Origin of the sequence: Kitasatospora sp. NPDC087315 (assembly GCF_044744345.1) — a bacterium.
In the GTDB taxonomy this organism is placed as follows: Bacteria; Actinomycetota; Actinomycetes; order Streptomycetales; family Streptomycetaceae; genus Kitasatospora.
Genome location: NZ_JBIUYD010000034.1, coordinates 58,012 through 72,739, shown reverse-complemented (window position 1 = coordinate 72,739; position 14,728 = coordinate 58,012). Strand labels below are relative to the sequence as shown.

13 protein-coding genes are annotated in these 14,728 nt (G+C 75.4%); 4 read left to right on the top strand and 9 right to left on the bottom strand.

From position 1 onward, the window contains the following. Positions 1-98: 98 nt before the first annotated feature. Positions 99-515: a RidA family protein gene (locus tag ACIO5D_RS34680; RefSeq protein ID WP_400658891.1), complete on the bottom strand. Its 417-nt coding sequence runs from the start codon at positions 513-515 to the stop codon at positions 99-101. Between the two features lie 218 nt (positions 516-733). Between ACIO5D_RS34680 and ACIO5D_RS34675 the strand changes: the two genes are divergently transcribed. Next, positions 734-1,507: an enoyl-CoA hydratase family protein gene (locus tag ACIO5D_RS34675; protein WP_363610557.1), complete on the top strand. Its 774-nt coding sequence runs from the start codon at positions 734-736 to the stop codon at positions 1,505-1,507. A 19-nt stretch (positions 1,508-1,526) separates the two neighbouring features. Here ACIO5D_RS34675 and ACIO5D_RS34670 read toward each other — a convergent pair whose 3' ends face one another. Beyond that, the gene (locus ACIO5D_RS34670; RefSeq protein WP_400658889.1) at positions 1,527-2,306 is read right to left on the bottom strand and encodes a maleylpyruvate isomerase family mycothiol-dependent enzyme; all 780 of its coding nucleotides are present in this window, start codon (positions 2,304-2,306) and stop codon (positions 1,527-1,529) included. 159 nt (positions 2,307-2,465) lie between these two features. On the opposite strand from ACIO5D_RS34670, the gene ACIO5D_RS34665 reads away from it, so the two are divergent. Next, positions 2,466-3,227, top strand: coding sequence for a DapH/DapD/GlmU-related protein (locus ACIO5D_RS34665; protein ID WP_363610561.1), 762 nt, complete (start codon positions 2,466-2,468; stop codon positions 3,225-3,227). Between the two features lie 189 nt (positions 3,228-3,416). On the opposite strand, the gene ACIO5D_RS34660 is transcribed toward ACIO5D_RS34665, so the two are convergent. Beyond that, positions 3,417-3,989, bottom strand: a complete 573-nt coding sequence (locus ACIO5D_RS34660; RefSeq protein ID WP_400800083.1) for a HutD family protein — start codon at positions 3,987-3,989, stop codon at positions 3,417-3,419. Positions 3,990-4,159: 170 nt separating this feature from the next. Next, positions 4,160-5,398 carry an MFS transporter gene (locus tag ACIO5D_RS34655; protein ID WP_400658886.1) on the bottom strand — a complete coding sequence of 413 codons (1,239 nt, stop codon included), beginning with the start codon at positions 5,396-5,398 and terminating at the stop codon, positions 4,160-4,162. Between the two features lie 53 nt (positions 5,399-5,451). Between ACIO5D_RS34655 and ACIO5D_RS34650 the strand changes: the two genes are divergently transcribed. Next, entirely contained in the window at positions 5,452-6,693 is a 1,242-nt protein-coding gene (locus tag ACIO5D_RS34650) for an ROK family protein (RefSeq protein ID WP_400800081.1), read from the top strand. Positions 6,694-6,850: 157 nt separating this feature from the next. Further along, entirely contained in the window at positions 6,851-7,957 is a 1,107-nt protein-coding gene (locus ACIO5D_RS34645) for a PLP-dependent cysteine synthase family protein (RefSeq protein WP_363610565.1), read from the top strand. 28 nt (positions 7,958-7,985) lie between these two features. Here the strand turns inward: ACIO5D_RS34645 and ACIO5D_RS34640 are convergent, their stop codons facing one another. The 5 genes from ACIO5D_RS34640 to ACIO5D_RS34620 all read right to left on the bottom strand — a co-directional run bounded on the left by ACIO5D_RS34640 (position 7,986) and on the right by ACIO5D_RS34620 (position 14,498). Continuing rightward, positions 7,986-10,379, bottom strand: coding sequence for a right-handed parallel beta-helix repeat-containing protein (locus ACIO5D_RS34640; RefSeq protein WP_363610567.1), 2,394 nt, complete (start codon positions 10,377-10,379; stop codon positions 7,986-7,988). A gap of 223 nt (positions 10,380-10,602) precedes the next feature. After that, positions 10,603-11,481 (bottom strand): MOSC domain-containing protein, encoded by an 879-nt coding sequence (locus ACIO5D_RS34635; RefSeq protein ID WP_400800079.1) that lies wholly within the window; start codon positions 11,479-11,481, stop codon positions 10,603-10,605. A 234-nt stretch (positions 11,482-11,715) separates the two neighbouring features. After that, entirely contained in the window at positions 11,716-12,534 is an 819-nt protein-coding gene (locus ACIO5D_RS34630) for a DUF6643 family protein (RefSeq protein WP_400658881.1), read from the bottom strand. 445 nt (positions 12,535-12,979) lie between these two features. Continuing rightward, entirely contained in the window at positions 12,980-13,315 is a 336-nt protein-coding gene (locus tag ACIO5D_RS34625) for a DegT/DnrJ/EryC1/StrS family aminotransferase (protein ID WP_400800076.1), read from the bottom strand. 52 nt (positions 13,316-13,367) lie between these two features. Next, positions 13,368-14,498, bottom strand: a complete 1,131-nt coding sequence (locus ACIO5D_RS34620) for a glycosyltransferase family 4 protein (RefSeq protein ID WP_400658877.1) — start codon at positions 14,496-14,498, stop codon at positions 13,368-13,370. Positions 14,499-14,728: the final 230 nt, after the last annotated feature.

The following is a 14,728-nucleotide window of genomic DNA, read 5'->3' as shown; positions in this document are numbered from 1 at the left end:
CGGTCCGATATCCGCTCATCCGCAGGCGACTTGACCTGCCCCACCCTCGCCACACCACAACCAACGAGACACCGACCACAAAGTCACCGGCATTGACCCTAGGCGGGCTCGGGCACCAGGGCGAGGGCCTCGATCTCGATCAGGACCTCGGGCAGGAAAAGCGCCGCCACCTGCATCGCCGAACTGGCCGGCAGCCGGGCCGGGTCCATGCAGGCGTTCCGGGCCTCGCGGATGGCGGAGAGGTACGCGATGTCGGTGACGAAGTAGGTCAGTTTGACGACATCGGTGAAGTCGGCCCCGGCCGCGGCCAGGCAGCGGCGCAGGTTCTCGAAGATCTGCCGGGCCTGCGCCTCCGGGTCGCCCGGGCCGACCAGCCGCCGCTGCTCGTCGAACGCGACCTGGCCGGAGACCGCGACCAGGCGCCCGGTGCCGGTGACGACCTGGGTGTACCCGGTGCCGGGGGCGACCCCGGGCGGCTCGGCGATATGGGTGAGGTGCTGCGGGGTGGTGGTCATGCGGTCATCGTGACCCAGCCGCGATCACCGTTCCACCGGATTTCCCGCCCCTGGCCGGTGCGTGCCCCACCACCGGCCTCCGGTCCGCGGGAGCCCCGGCCGAGGCGGCTCTGGCCGTCGGGCGGGTGGCCGTGTCAGAGTCGTCCGGGCGCCGCCCGAACCACCGGGGACGCCTCGGCAGTCCGACCCACCCTCAGCCGGAAAGCAGGCCCGCACCGATGACCCGCGAAGTACCCTTCGTCCGCGTCACCACCGCCGACGCCGTCACCACCCTGACCCTCGACTCGCCGCACAACCGCAATGCCCTCTCCACCCGCCTGATGGCCGAACTGACCGCCGGCCTGGCGGTCGCGGCGGCCGACCCGGAGGTCCGGGCGGTGGTGCTCGGGCACACCGGCAAGGTGTTCTGCGCGGGCGCCGACCTCTCCGAGGCGACCGGTGCGGACCCGACGGTCGGCCCGCGCGGCCTGGTGGAGCTCCAGCGGGCGATCGTGGACTGCGCGAAGCCGGTGATCGCCGTCGTCGACGGCCACGTCCGGGCCGGCGGCCTCGGCCTGGTCGGCGCCGCCGACCTCGCGCTGGCCGGCCCGGCCGCCACCTTCGCGTTCACCGAGGTCCGGCTCGGTCTCGCGCCCGCCGTCATCTCGCTCCCGCTGCGCCCCAAGCTGGACCCGCGCGCGGCCTCCCGCTACTACCTGACCGGCGAGGTCTTCGACGCCGCCGAGGCCGCCCGGATCGGCCTGATCACCCAGGCGACGGACTCCGCCGAGTCCACCGGCACCGCGCTCACCTCCCTGCTGGACGCCCTGCGGCTGGGCTCGCCGCAGGGCCTCGCGCAGTCCAAGCGGCTGGCCAACGCCGAGGTGGTGCGCTCCTTCGAGCGGGACGCCGACGAACTGGTCGAGCTGTCGGCCCGGCTGTTCGGCTCGGACGAGGCGCAGCAGGGCATGCGGGCGTTCCTGACCAAGCAGCCCGCGCCATGGGCGCGGTGACCGCCCGCCACACCGGGGTTCAGCTCCAGCGGACGGCGGCCGTCTCCCGCCAGAGGTCCAGCAGCGACCGGTCGCCCGAGCGGTCCACCCGTTCGGCCGGCAGCCGGTTCCAGAGCAGCAGGTAGAGCTCGCGGGCCGGACCACTGAGCGTGAGGTCGGCGGGGCCGCCGCCGTCGGCGGGCCCGGCGTCGCCGAGGCGCCGGACGGACAGCGGCTCCTGGCTGATGGTCAGCAGCCAGGAGCCCGGCCCGTCGGTGGCCCGGACCAGCACCGTGCGCGGGTGCTCGCTGCGCACCCGGGCACGGCCGCGGGACATCAGACCGCACAGCAGCTCGTCGATGCCGTCCAGCGCCAGGTCGGTGGCGACCGGCGGGCCGGGCTCCCCGGCGGCGGCGTCGGCGTCGAAGCGGTGCACGGCCGTCTCGTGCGCCTGGCGGCGGGCCCAGAACGCCAGTGGGCCGGGCGCGGGCAGGAAGCTCCAGCAGTCCAGGTCGGCCGGCGCCGCGGCGAGCGCCTCCACCAGGGCGGTGTGGCCCGCCCGGAACCAGTCGACCAGCGCGGCGTCGGACGGTTCCGGCCCCCAGGCGGCGGCCGCGCCGTCGGCGTCCAGCGGTGCCCGGTGACCGTGCACCAGGTAGGCGGTGGCCCAGCGGTGCACCTGGCCGGTGTGCAGGACGAGGTCGCGCAGCCGCCAGTCGGGGCAGGTGGGGACGGGGGCGGCGAGGTCGGTGCGGTCGGCGGCGTCGGCCAGCAGGCCGCCCTCGCGGCGCAGTGCGTCGATGTGCTCGGAGATCTCCATGGTCGACGAGTGTCGCACCGGTGGCGGATTTCGGACCTGCCGACCGATCGGCTGCCGTCCTGCCGTCCTGCCGAGCTGGAAACGGCAGCCGTACCGGGCCGATGTGACGTTGGCCGCCTCGCCGGTCGGCCGTACCGTACGGGCCGGTAACGTGAGCGCATGCCGATCACCCGTTCCCTGTTCTCCGCCGTCCGGGCCGGCGGCCGACGTGTCGCGGGCCGCCTCGTCCACCGGGGCTGGCGCTTCGTGCAGACGGCCGGGGCGGTGTCCGGCGACAACCCCGGGCCGTACCGGTTCGGCGAACTGGGCGCGGGGACGAAGCTCGCGTTCCCGCTCGGCGCCGTCTTCAACGAGCAGTGGATCACCATCGGCCCGTTCTCGATCATCGGCGAGCGCGTCACCATCAGCGCGGGCTTCCTGCCGGGCCTGGACCTCGGGCCGGAGCCGATAGTCCGGATCGGCGGTGGCTGCGTGATCGGCCGCGACAGCCACATCGTCGGCCACCAGTCGATCGTCCTCGGCGACGACGTCTGGACCGGCCCCGGCGTCTACATATCCGACCAGGCCCACGAGTACCGCTCCACCGACCTGCCGATCGGCAAGCAGTGGCCGCGCAACGAACCGGTCGAGATCGGCCCCGGCAGCTGGATCGGCACCGGCGCGGTGATACTCCCCGGCGCCAGGCTCGGCCGCAACGTCGTCGTCGCGGCCGGCGCGGTGGTCCGCGGCGAGGTCCCCGACCACAGCGTGGTCGCCGGCGCCCCGGCGAAGGTCGTCCGCCGCTGGACCGCCGAGGAGGGCTGGCAGCCCCCGCTGCGCCACGATCCGCCGAGCCCCGTCCCCGACGGCGTCACCGCCGAGCAGCTGCGCGCCCTGGTCGGGTGGGACCTGCGGCTGCCGGGGGAGGACGCCTCGTCCTGAGGACGGGCCCGGCCCGGACGCGGTCAACGGATCGGCCGGGCAGGGGAGTTCGGTCCGGGCGGTTCCGCTGGCTGTTCCCGGACCGGGCCCGTAGCTCCTCCGCGGGGCCGGTGCCCTTCTTCGCGGGCGGGAGCGGCAACTCGTCCGGGTGGCAGGTCTGTTCGCTCCCACCGCGCTGCCGCTCCCCGGTCAGCCGGCCGGGCTCAGCGTCACGACGGCCGTGGCGCCGTCGACGCGCAGGGTGTGCGGGCCGGGGGCGGTGAGCAGGGCGGCGTCGAAGCGGGTGAGGCCGGCCGGGCCGAGGGCGGCGGTGCCGGCCAGGCAGACCACCAGGACGGTGGCGCCGGGCGGGACGTCCACGGCGCGGGGCGAGGCGGCGAAGGAGACGTCGGCGGTGGTGCGGCCCCGGCGGGTCATCACGTTGAAGTCGACCACCGGGCCGCCGAGCAGGCGGCAGCCGGTCGTCGCGTCGCCGGGGAAGGTGAACGGGCGGAAGGGGGTGTCGACGAGGTGCTCGGTGCCGTCGACGGTCAGCGCCATGCCCGGGCCGTCGACCAGGGTGATCACCCGGTCGACGCCGGGGAACGGCGAGAACGGTCCGGCCGAGGCGACGTCCGCGAGGCTGACCCGCCAGTCGAAGGTGTCCAGCCCCGCTCCGGCCGGGAAGCCGGCGACCTCCCTGGTCACCCCGCCCCCGTTGAGCCAGGCCGTCGCCGGGCGCTCGCCCGCCCGCAGTATCCGGATCCGCCCACTGGTCGTCATGGCGGCATCCTGCCACGAGCCGCCCGGGGGCCGGGGGCGGAGGGCGCCCCCGCCGTTGCGCAGGATCTCCGGCACGGTCGGCAAGCGCGGCAGCCCGGCGCGGACGGACGGGCCTCCCGCGCCGGACGGCGCGACCGGGGGTGGGCGGGCGTCGGGGCGCGGCCGGCCGGTCAGCGGGAGCGGGCCGTCAGGGGGAGGAGCGCGGCGACGGTGGCGGCGAGCGCGACGGTGGTGAGGGCGAGCGGGAGGCCGGCGGCGTCGGCGAGGAAGCCGATCACCGGCGGCCCGATCAGCATGCCGCCGTAGCCGAGGGTGGACGCGAGGGCGACGCCCTGCGGACCGCCCGCGGCGCCGGCCCGGGCGATGGCGAGCGGGAAGATGTTGGCCAGGCCGAGGCCGACCAGCACGAATCCGCCGATGACGAGCGGCACCGAGGGCGAGAGCGCGGCGAGCAGCATGCCGGCCGCGGCGGTGAGGCCGCCGAGGACCATCACCCGGGTCTGGCCGAGCCGGATCGAGGCCCAGGTCCCGCCGACCCGCCCGGTGGTCATCGCGAAGGCGTACGCGGCGTACGCGGCGGCGGCCGTACCGGCACCGGCGTGCACGTCGTCGGTGAGGTGCAGGGTGGTCCAGTCGGCGATCGCGCCCTCGCCGTAGGCGCAGCAGAGAGCGGTGAGGCCGAGCAGCAGGACGAGCAGGCGGGCGTGCGGGGCGGCCGCCGTCCGCGAGCCGGGGCTCCCGGTGGCAGGGCGGGCGGGCGCCACCGCCGGTGCGGCCGGGCTGCGGAGCAGGACCACACCGGCGCCCGCCGTGACGGCCAGGCCGAGCAGGCCGCCCAGGGCGAGCGCCCAGGCGGTGCTGAGGGTGCCCGCGAGCAGCCCGCCGGCGCCCGCGCCGAGCAGGCCGCCGAGGCTGTAGCCGGCGTGGAAGCTGGGCATGACCGGTCGCCGCAGCTCGGCCACCAGGTCGACGGCGGCGCTGTTCATGGCGACGTTGGCACCGCCGTAGCCGGCACCGAAGAGCAGCAGGACGCCGCCGAGCGCCGCGACCGAGTGGGCGTGCGCGGGCAGTGGCACGGCGACGCCGAGCAGGGCCAGCGAGCCGACGGTGACCGGCCGGGAGCCGTACCGCAGACAGAGCCGGCCGACCACCGGCATGGTGGCCACGGCGCCGGCCGAGACGCAGAGCAGGGCGAGCCCGAGGGCACTGTGCGAGGCGCTGACCTGGCTGCGGATGTCCGGAATGCGCACCACCCAGGCGGCGAACAGGAAGCCGTCGACGGCGAAGAAGGCGGTCAGTGCGAGACGTGCGGCCCCCCAGGGGGTGTCGGGGGCGGGTGGTGTGCTGCGAGACTGGGAGGAGGGGCGGTCGGTCCGGGAATACGCGAGGATTTTGTTTCGGAGCGGCACAAAGTAACAATAGAGGTGTGCAGCTCACACCTTCAAGTCCGAAGCCAGGCTCTGTGGCCGACCCCGACGCGCAGCGCGACGCCCACCGCCGCGCGGCACCCGACCGCGGCCGGACGCTGCTGGGCCCGGCGCTCTCCCTCATCCACACCGGCCAGACGCCCACCCGCTCGGCGCTCACCCGCGCGCTGGACGTCACCCGGGCCACCGCCGGCGCCGTCACGGCGGAGCTGGAGGCGCTCGGCCTGATCGCCGTCGACTCCCGCCCGGCGGGCGGCGGCCGCGGCCGCCCCTCGCACCGGCTGGCCATCGACCCCGAGGGCCCGGTCGTCATCGCCGGGCAGATCCACGCCGACGGGCTGAGCGTCACCCTCGCCGGGCTCGGCGGCCTGCTGGACCCGCCCGTCCACCTGCCGCTGCCCGCCGCCACCGACCCGGTCCGGATGCTGCGCGCCGTCGCCCAGGCGGGCGCCGAGCTCGCCCGCGGCACCACCCGCCGCTGCCTCGGCGCCGCGCTCGCGCTGCCCAACCCGGTCACCGAGCCGGACGGCACCGCCCTAGCCGCACTGCACTTCGCCTGGCCCAGTGGCACGCCGGTCGCCGACCTGTACGACGTCGAGGTCGGCCGCGCCGACAACGGCCCGCACGCGCTGGACCCGCTGCCCTCCTTCGTCGCCAACGACGCCAACCTCGGCGCGCTCGCCGAGTACCGGCACGGGGCCGGGCGCGGCGCCCGCCACCTGCTGCTGGTCACCTCCGGCCACCGCGGCGTCGGTGGCGCGCTGGTGATCGACGGCCGGCTGCACACCGGCAGCGCGGGACTCGCGCTGGAGGTCGGCCACCTCACCGTCGACCCGCAGGGCCGCCCCTGCCAGTGCGGCAACCGGGGCTGCCTCAACTCCGAGACCGACCCCGACGCGCTGTTCGCCGCCGCCGGGCTCACCCCCGAGCCGGACCGCCCGCTGCTCGACCAGGCCCGCGAGCTCTGCCGCTCCGCCGCCACCGACCCGCGCGCCCGGGCCGCCGTCGAGCACGTGATCGACCGGCTCGGCCTCGGGCTCGCCGGAGTCGCCAACATCCTCAACCCCGACCGGGTGGTGCTCAGCGGCCTCCACCGCGACCTGCTGGAGGCCGCGCCCGAGCGGCTGCGCGCGGTGCTCGCCGAGCGCTCCCTCTGGGGCCGCAGCGGCCGGGTGCCGATCGTCGGCTCGGAGCTGGCGCACAGCGCACTGGCCGGCGCGGCCGAGCTGGCCTGGCTGCCGTACCTGGCGGACCCGCAGTCGGTGGCGGCGGGCTGAACCCCGGGCCCTCCGGCGCGCCGGCCGCCGGAGGGCGATGACACGCCAGGCCGCCGGAGGGCGATAAGCGGAAGCTGGGACAGCCGAAACGGTCACTTATCGTGACTCTCATATACTCGTAGTGAGCAACCGGGGGGTTCGAGCGAGGAGAGCCATCATGGGTATCGAGCCGACCGTCGACGTGGACCGCTCCGACGCGGACTACCGCAGCTGGCTCAAGGAGGCCGTACGCAAGGTCCAGGCGGACGCCAACCGCTCCGCCGACACCCACCTGCTGCGCTTCCCGCTCCCCGCCGACTGGGGCATCGACCTCTACCTCAAGGACGAGTCCACCCACCCCACCGGCTCGCTCAAGCACCGGCTGGCCCGCTCGCTCTTCCTGTACGGGCTCTGCAACGGCTGGATCCGCCCCGGCAAACCGGTGATCGAGGCCTCCAGCGGCTCCACCGCCGTCTCCGAGGCGTACTTCGCGCAGCTCGTCGGCGTGCCGTTCATCGCCGTGATGGCCAAGAGCACCAGCCAGTCCAAGATCGACCTGATCGAGTTCCACGGCGGCGAGTGCCACCTGGTCGAGCGCTCCGACGAGGTGTACGAGGCCTCCGCCCGGCTCGCCGAGGAGACCGGCGGCCACTACATGGACCAGTTCACCTACGCCGAGCGGGCCACCGACTGGCGCGGCAACAACAACATCGCCGAGTCGGTCTTCGCCCAGCTGCGCCTGGAGCCGCACCCCGAGCCGGCCTGGATCGTCGCCACCGCCGGGACGGGCGGCACCTCGGCGACCATCGCCCGGTACGTGCACTACCAGCAGTACGACACCCGGATCTGCGTCGCCGACCCGGAGAACTCCTGTTTCTTCGACGGCTGGGTCCGCCACGACCCGGACGCGGTCTGCGCGAGCGGCTCGCGGATCGAGGGCATCGGGCGCCCCCGGATGGAGCCGAGCTTCGTGCCCGGGGCGATCGACCGGATGATGAAGGTCCCGGACGCCGCCTCGGTCGCCGCCGTCCGGGTGCTGGAGCGGGTGCTCGGCAAGCGGGCCGGGGCCTCCACCGGGACGGGGCTGTGGAGCGCGCTGCGGATCGTCGCCGAGATGCGCGCCGCCGGGGAGCGCGGCAGCGTGGTCACCCTGATCTGCGACCCGGGCGACCGCTACCTCGACAAGTACTACTCGGACGACTGGCTGGCCGGCGAACGGATCGACATCGCGCCCTACCGCGCCGCACTCGACGCCTTCCTGGCCGGCGGAGCCTGGACGGGCTGACGCCGCCGGCCCGGGCGATCGCGGGCGGTCAGGGCGTGCGGGTGCCCGGGAGGTCGGCGGGGACGAGGAGCTGGAGCTCCTCGGTGGACGGGTCGGTGAGGTGGGCGACGCGCATGGCGTGGCGTTCGACCATGGTCTCGAAGACCTGCCGGGCGGTGCGGCCGTTGCCGAAGTTGGGGCCGCGCTCCAGGGTGGCGAAGTGGTCCAGCAGCGCGCCCTCGGTGGCCTCGGCCAGCGCGTACTCGTGCTCGGCGCACTGGGCGCGGGCGATCTCCAGCAACTCCTCGGCGGTGTAGTCGGAGAAGGTGATGGTGCGGGAGAAGCGGGAGGAGACACCGGGGTTGGCGGAGAGGAAGCGCTCCATCTCACTGGTGTAGCCGGCCACGATGACGACCACCTCGTCCCGGTGGTCCTCCATCAGTTTGACCAGGGTGTCGATCGCCTCCCGGCCGAAGTCGCGGGCGCCGTCCTCGGGTGCCAGCGTGTACGCCTCGTCGATGAAGAGCACCCCGCCGCGCGCCCGGTCGAAGGCGGCGGCGGTGCGGATGGCGGTGGAGCCGATGTGCTCGCCGACCAGGTCCACCCGGGCGACCTCGACCAGGTGGCCGCGCTGCAGCACCCCGAGCGAGGCCAGGATCTCGCCGTAGAGCCGGGCCACCGTGGTCTTGCCGGTGCCGGGGGCGCCGGTGAAGACCAGATGGCGGCGGAGCGAGGGCGCCTTGAGCCCGGCCTGGCGGCGGCGCCGGCCGACCGCGATCAGGTCGATCAGCGTCCGGACCTCCTGCTTGACGGTGGCCAGGCCCACCAGCGCGTCCAGTTCGGCCAGCGCCTCGTCGGCCGGCCGGCAGTCCGGGATCGGGCCGATCGCCGCGGGTGCCGCCAACGGGGGCGGGGCGGTGGTCAGTTGGGCCGTTCTCGGGGCCGGCACCTCGGCCGCGGGGGCGGCCGGGGCGACATCGTCCGAGGTGCAGGCCTCCACCACCGGGCCGGGCTCGGAGAACTCGAAACCGGCCCGCTCGTTCTGTTCGGCCCGGCAGCGGATGAGCTGGGTGCGGCAGCCGTCGATGATGTGGAAACCGAAGCCCTTGCCGTGCGAGACCCGGCAGTCCTCGAAGGTGCCCCGGCCCTGCGCGGAGACGTACACGCCGGCGTCCGAGCTGGCCCGGACGGTGCAGTCGCGCAGCACCGGGTCGGCGCCCTTGGTGACGATGACGCCGGTGGCCACGTCGGAGATCTCGCAGCCGGTGAGCAGCCCGCCGCTGCCGTGGTCGCGGAACCAGAGCCCGGTGCCCGCCTCCTGGACCCGGCAGCCGGTGAGGGTCACCCCGGCACCGCCGCTGACCGACACCGCCGAGCTGCGGATCCGGCTGAACGAGCAGCCGTCGGCGGTGGCGGCGGAGTCGCGGTCCAGCACGAAGAGCGCGTCCGGCAGGTCGTGCAGCGAGCAGTCGGTGAGGGTGAGCCGGGCGCCGTCGCTGACCCAGAGGGCCGGGTACTCCCCGGTCGAGCCGTGGATCTCGCTGGACTCGGCGACGGCCTCGGTGCCCTGGTCCCAGACCGAGAGCGCGCCGCGCCCGAAGTCCCGGACGGTGCTGCCGGAGAGGCTGAGCCGGGCCCGGCCGCGCAGGTCGGCGCCGTTCTCCGGCAGGTCGTGCAGCCGGCAGCCGGTCAGCACCAGCTCGGCCTCGCCGTCCAGGGTCAGGCCGTTGCCCGTGACCCGGTGGATCTCGCAGTCGATCAGCCGCCCGCCGGCCTGCGCCTCGGCCTGCACCCCGCTGCCGCGGATCTCGTAGATCTCGCAGCCGGTCAGCTCGGCGGCGCTGCCCGGGTCGGTGAGCAGCACCCCGGCGCCGGAGGCGTGGTGCACCCGGCAGCGCTCCAGCGCGGCGGTGGCGCCGCCGAGCACCGCGAGCCCGGCCTGCCCGGCGGCGGCGACCTCGCAGTCCTCGAACGCGGCCGCCGTGCCCTCGCCGCGCAGCCGCAGGCCGAGGCCCGCCGGGTTGGAGACCACACAGCCGCGCAGGGTGGGCCGGGCGCCGGCGGTGACCTCGATACCGCTGGCCGAGCGGGTCTCCACCCGGCAGCCGCTGAGCGAGGGCGTCGCCGCCGGGCCGGTGACCAGGACGGCCGGGACGGAGCTGTCGCTGCCCTCGATCACCAGGTCGCGGACGATGGCGGCGGACGTCACGGTCAGCGGTACCCCGCCCGGCGGGTCGATCCGTACCGTGCCGGGCCCCTGGGCCGGGACGACGGTGACCGGTTTGTCCAGGACCACGTTCTCCCGGAAGGTGCCCGGCCGGATCGTCACGGTGTCGCCCGGTTCGGCGGCGGCCAGGGCCTCCGCGAGGGTGTCGTACTCGCCGGCGCGGCGCCGCCAGCGGGATGCGCTGTCCTGGGTGACCCGGACCCTGTGCTCAGCCATGACGGTCTGTCGTCCCCACCTTCATCGAGCCGGCGATCAACGGGCCGTACGCGGGGGTGCGCGGGCCGCCCGCCCACCGTAGCGCGCTCGCGCGGGTGGTCCGCCCGCCCGCCGCCGTACGGGACCGCGGACGCCCGGTGCCCGGCACCCCCTTCAACGAGTGCGCGCGCTTCCGGTTCCGGCCCCGCGGGCGGCGGCACCCGGTGGCCGGACCAGGCCGTTCTCAGAGCAGGCCGTGCTCCGGCCAGTGCGCGCCGTCCTCCAGCACCTCGACCTCGTCGCCGACCCGCAGCGTGCCGAACACGTCGCCCTCGACCCCGGCCGGGCGCTCGGGGATCAGGTTCTGGCCGAACGCGGCCTTCTTCAGCAGTTTGTGGTGCCGGGCCAGGGTGCGGAGCGGCTCGGGGCCGCGCCGCTCGCCGCTCTCCTGGTCGGTGGTGGTGACCACGCAACGGCCGCAGGGCTTGACCACCTTGAAGGTCAGCTCGCCGATCCGGATCCGGCGCCAGCCGTCCTCGGCCCACGGCTTGGTGCCGGTGACCACCGCGTTGGGGCGGAAGCGCTCCATCGGCAGCGTCTCGTGGCCCTCGGGGTGCTCGGCGGCGATCAGCGCGTTCAGCTCGTCGAGCGAGGCGGTGGTGGCGAGCAGCAGGGGGAAGCCATCGGCCATCGAGACGGTGTCGCCGGGCTCGGAGAAGTCAGGGTCGACCGGCCGGGCGCGCGGGTCGTCCAGGTGCACCAGGCGGTAGTCGCCCAGGTGTTCGGCGATCCACCGGTGCGCCTCCTCGGCGGCCTCGGCGGCGCGGAAGCGGGTGCCCCAGACCTCGACGTCCGCGAGCGGGGCGCCGGCGGTCACGGCGGGGGCCGGGACGTCGATCCGGGAGCCGTCGGGGGCGGTGAGGGCGAGTGAGCCGTCGGTGGCGAGTTCGGCGCGGATCTGGCCGAGCGCGGCGTTCTCCCGCTGGCTGACGAAGCGTCCGGAGGCATCGGCGAGCATCCAGCGGCGGTCGCCGGCCAGACCCCACGGCTCGACCCGGGCGCTGGCCGGGCTGAGGCGGTACATGGACTTGACGGGGTAGACGTGGAGACCGGAGAGCTGCATTCCTCCATCCTGCCAGCCCCGCCGGACGGCGGGCACACCCCCCGGTGCACCCCCCGGCGCACCCGCCGTGCCCCCGTACGCGCACGGACCGCCCGGACGCCGTGGGGTGGCGGTCCGGACGGTCCGTGGATGACCCGTTTCTCCGTACGCCCGGCGCGCGGTGGTACGCCGGGTGGTGCTCAGGTGGTGCGGGTGCCGGCCGGGTGGGGGTCGGCCCATGGGGTGGTCAGCGGCTCAGTAGCCCTGGCCCTGCGACTGGTAGCCGCCCTGCTGGAACTGGCCGGGCTCGCCGTACGGGCCCGGGCGCTGCGGCTGCATCGGGCGGACCGGCGCGACGGGCGCGACGGCCGGGCGGAGCTGGGCGCCGCCGAAGCCCTGGTCGCCGCCCTGGCCCTGGTACCCCTGGCCGGCCGGGTTCGGTCCGGCGAAGGGCTGCGGGCCGCCGAAGCCCTGCGGGCCGCCGTGCGGCTGGCCGGCCGGGTTCTGCGGTCCGCCGAAGGGGCCGGGGCCGCCGAGCGGCTGGGCGCCGAAGGTCTGCTGCTGGCCGCCCTGGCCGGCGCCGACGAAGGTGTTCTGCCCGCCGAAGCTCTGGCCGCCGGACGGCTGGTAGCCGCCGCCGGTGGTCTGCGAGAAACCGGGCGCCGGCGTCTGCGGGCGCTGGCCGGGCACGTACGGCTGGGGGCCGCCGTAACCGGGGACGGGCGGCTGGGGCGCGGCGGCGTAGGCCGGCGCGGGCTGCGCCGGGAGGTACGTCGTGGCGGGGCCGGCGGACGGGGCGCTGCTCGGGCCGGGGCCGAGGGCGAGGCGGGCGGGCGGCAGCGCGGGGAGGTTGCTGCCGGTGCTCTCGTACCCGGAGCCGTACCGGTTCTCGTAGGACGGGCCGGCGCCCGGGCCGTACCCGGTGGACAGGGCCGGTGGCAGGGCGGCCGGCACGTTGATGGGCGCGATCTGGGGGACACCGCGCTCTGCGACAAGACTGTCGTAGATGGGCGTGCCGGAGGAGAAGGACGGAGAGGGGTAGCCGACTCCGTCGTAGGAGCGGGGCGAGGTCATGGGGCATACGGTAAGCCCACAACGCGCCTGCTGAGGAGAGCGGGAGGCAGTGCAGTTCGAGTGTTTACACAGTCTTCGCTCGCACAAAGGTTTCGAAAGTGGGAAGAACGGACATTCCGGCGGCGACTTCAGGCCAACCCGGAGCCCGTGCGGACTCTCGAACGCCACCCGGACACGGCTCGCGCGGGCCCGTGTGGTGACGGGCCGGTGGACGGTTCGGGCACCGCCGAAGAAACTTCTGCGGACAGGGCGTGCGCTGGCGCATTCGAGCCCCCGCCGAGGGCGTGACGGTGGCTCGTGAATGTTTCGGGAATAAAATTCCCGTGAAGGTGTTCGACGGGTGCCCGTGAGACGGAGCCGCAGGCCCCCGGCCGGACATCCTGCCGACCGGATGCGCCCGCGGTCCAACCGCGTTCACCCGAACCGCCCAACCGGGTGCGGCCCGTCAGACGGTGCGCAGACGCTCCGCGTACGGCTGGATCCGGGTCACCGCGCCGGCGATCCGGCGCACGGTGGGCGCGTCCATCTGCGACCAGAGCGGGACGGTCAGCACCGAGGCGGCCGGCCGGTCGGTCACCGGCAGTGACTCGGCCTGGCCGAGATGGGCGTAGGCCCGCTGGCGCTGCACCGGCGGGTGGAAGTAGCGGCGCGAGCCGATGCCCTCGGCCCGCAGGACGGCGGCGAGCCGCTCGGCGGTCGGGCCGAAGGCGTCCGACCGACCCCCGCCGCCCGCGCCCGTCCCCCTCCCGCGATGCTTGCCGAGCCGCGACGTGCGGCGCAACCGCCTTGGCGATACTGGGGGCAGTCGGTGACCGGCGGGCCGTCGGGACCGATCAGACCGGGCGCAGTCGCAGCGAGCGTTCGTAGAACTCGACCATCTGCGCGGACACCTGGTGCAGCGTGAACGAGGTCAGGAACCGCGCCCGGGCCGCCTTCGCCCGCACCCGGGCCGACGCCCGGTCGTCCAGCGTGTCGGTGAGCGCCGCCGCCAGCTCGGCCGGCCGCTCCGGCGTCACCAGCCGGGCGTAGTCCTCCGAACCGACCGTCTCGCGCAGCGCGGGCACGTCCGCGCAGACCAGCGGGACACCGACGCCCATCGCCTCCATCGCCGCACTGCCCAGCCCCTCCCAGCGGGACGGCGCGGCGAGCGCGTCGGCGGCGGCCATCAGGTCGAACACGTCCCCGCGCGGACCGAGGAAGCGGACGTTCCCGGCGGCCTCGGCGAGCGCCCGCAGCCGCACCGTCTCGGTGCCCTCGCTGCCCGCCAGCAGCAGCACCGCCTCCGGCTCCGCCCGCAGCACCGCCGGCCACGCCTCCAGCAGCACGTCCAGACCCTTCTGGTACTGCTGGCGCGCCGCCGCGAGCACCACCGGGACGTCCTGCGGCAGATCCAGCGCGGCCCGGACGGCGGCCCGGCGCTCCGGGGTGATGATGCCCAGCAGCTCGGGGTCGCGCCCGCGCGGGACGACGTCGATCCGCTCCCGCGGCACCCGCAGCCGCTGTGCCATCGCCCCGGCCACATACCTGGTCAGCGCGTGGAACCGGCGGGTGCCCTGGGCCGTCGCCGCGTCCACCGCCTGCGCGGCCCGGACCTTCCAGGGGCTGAGCCCGCGCGCGTTGAGGTGCTCCGGGCCGTACGCCGAGTTCACCAGGCTGGACACCACCGGCGTGCGGGCCGACAGCGCGGCGGCCCGGCCGAGCACGTCCGACTCGTACAGGGTGGTGTGGACCAGCTCCGGCCGCCGTTCGCGGATCAGCCGGTGCAGCGCGGCGGCCGTCCGCCCCCGGGTGGCCCGGCCCACGCCGAACACGTCGGCCCCCGCCTCGGTCAGCTCCGGCTGGAAGCCCCCGGGTGACTCCTCGAGGTACGCGACATCCAGTTTCACGCCGGCCCGCACCAGTTGGGGGGCCATCGCCACCAGACCCTGCTCGGCCCCACCGACCCGGCTCACGCTGTCGATCACATAGAGCACATGCACAGGCCAACCCCCGCCCTCCTGGGCGCGGCCGGTCTCCCATGCCGGCCGGCACCCTGACTGCCGATCAGCATCGCAGGTGGCGGGCACCGCCCGCCAGGGATTAGGCCAGGCCGGTCCCACGGGCGCCGGGGCAGCCGGGGGCGGTCGACGGCGCTGGGGGCGCGAAACAAGGCGTACGGTCGCCATGCCCCGCGCACGACGGCTCGCGGTCGGCG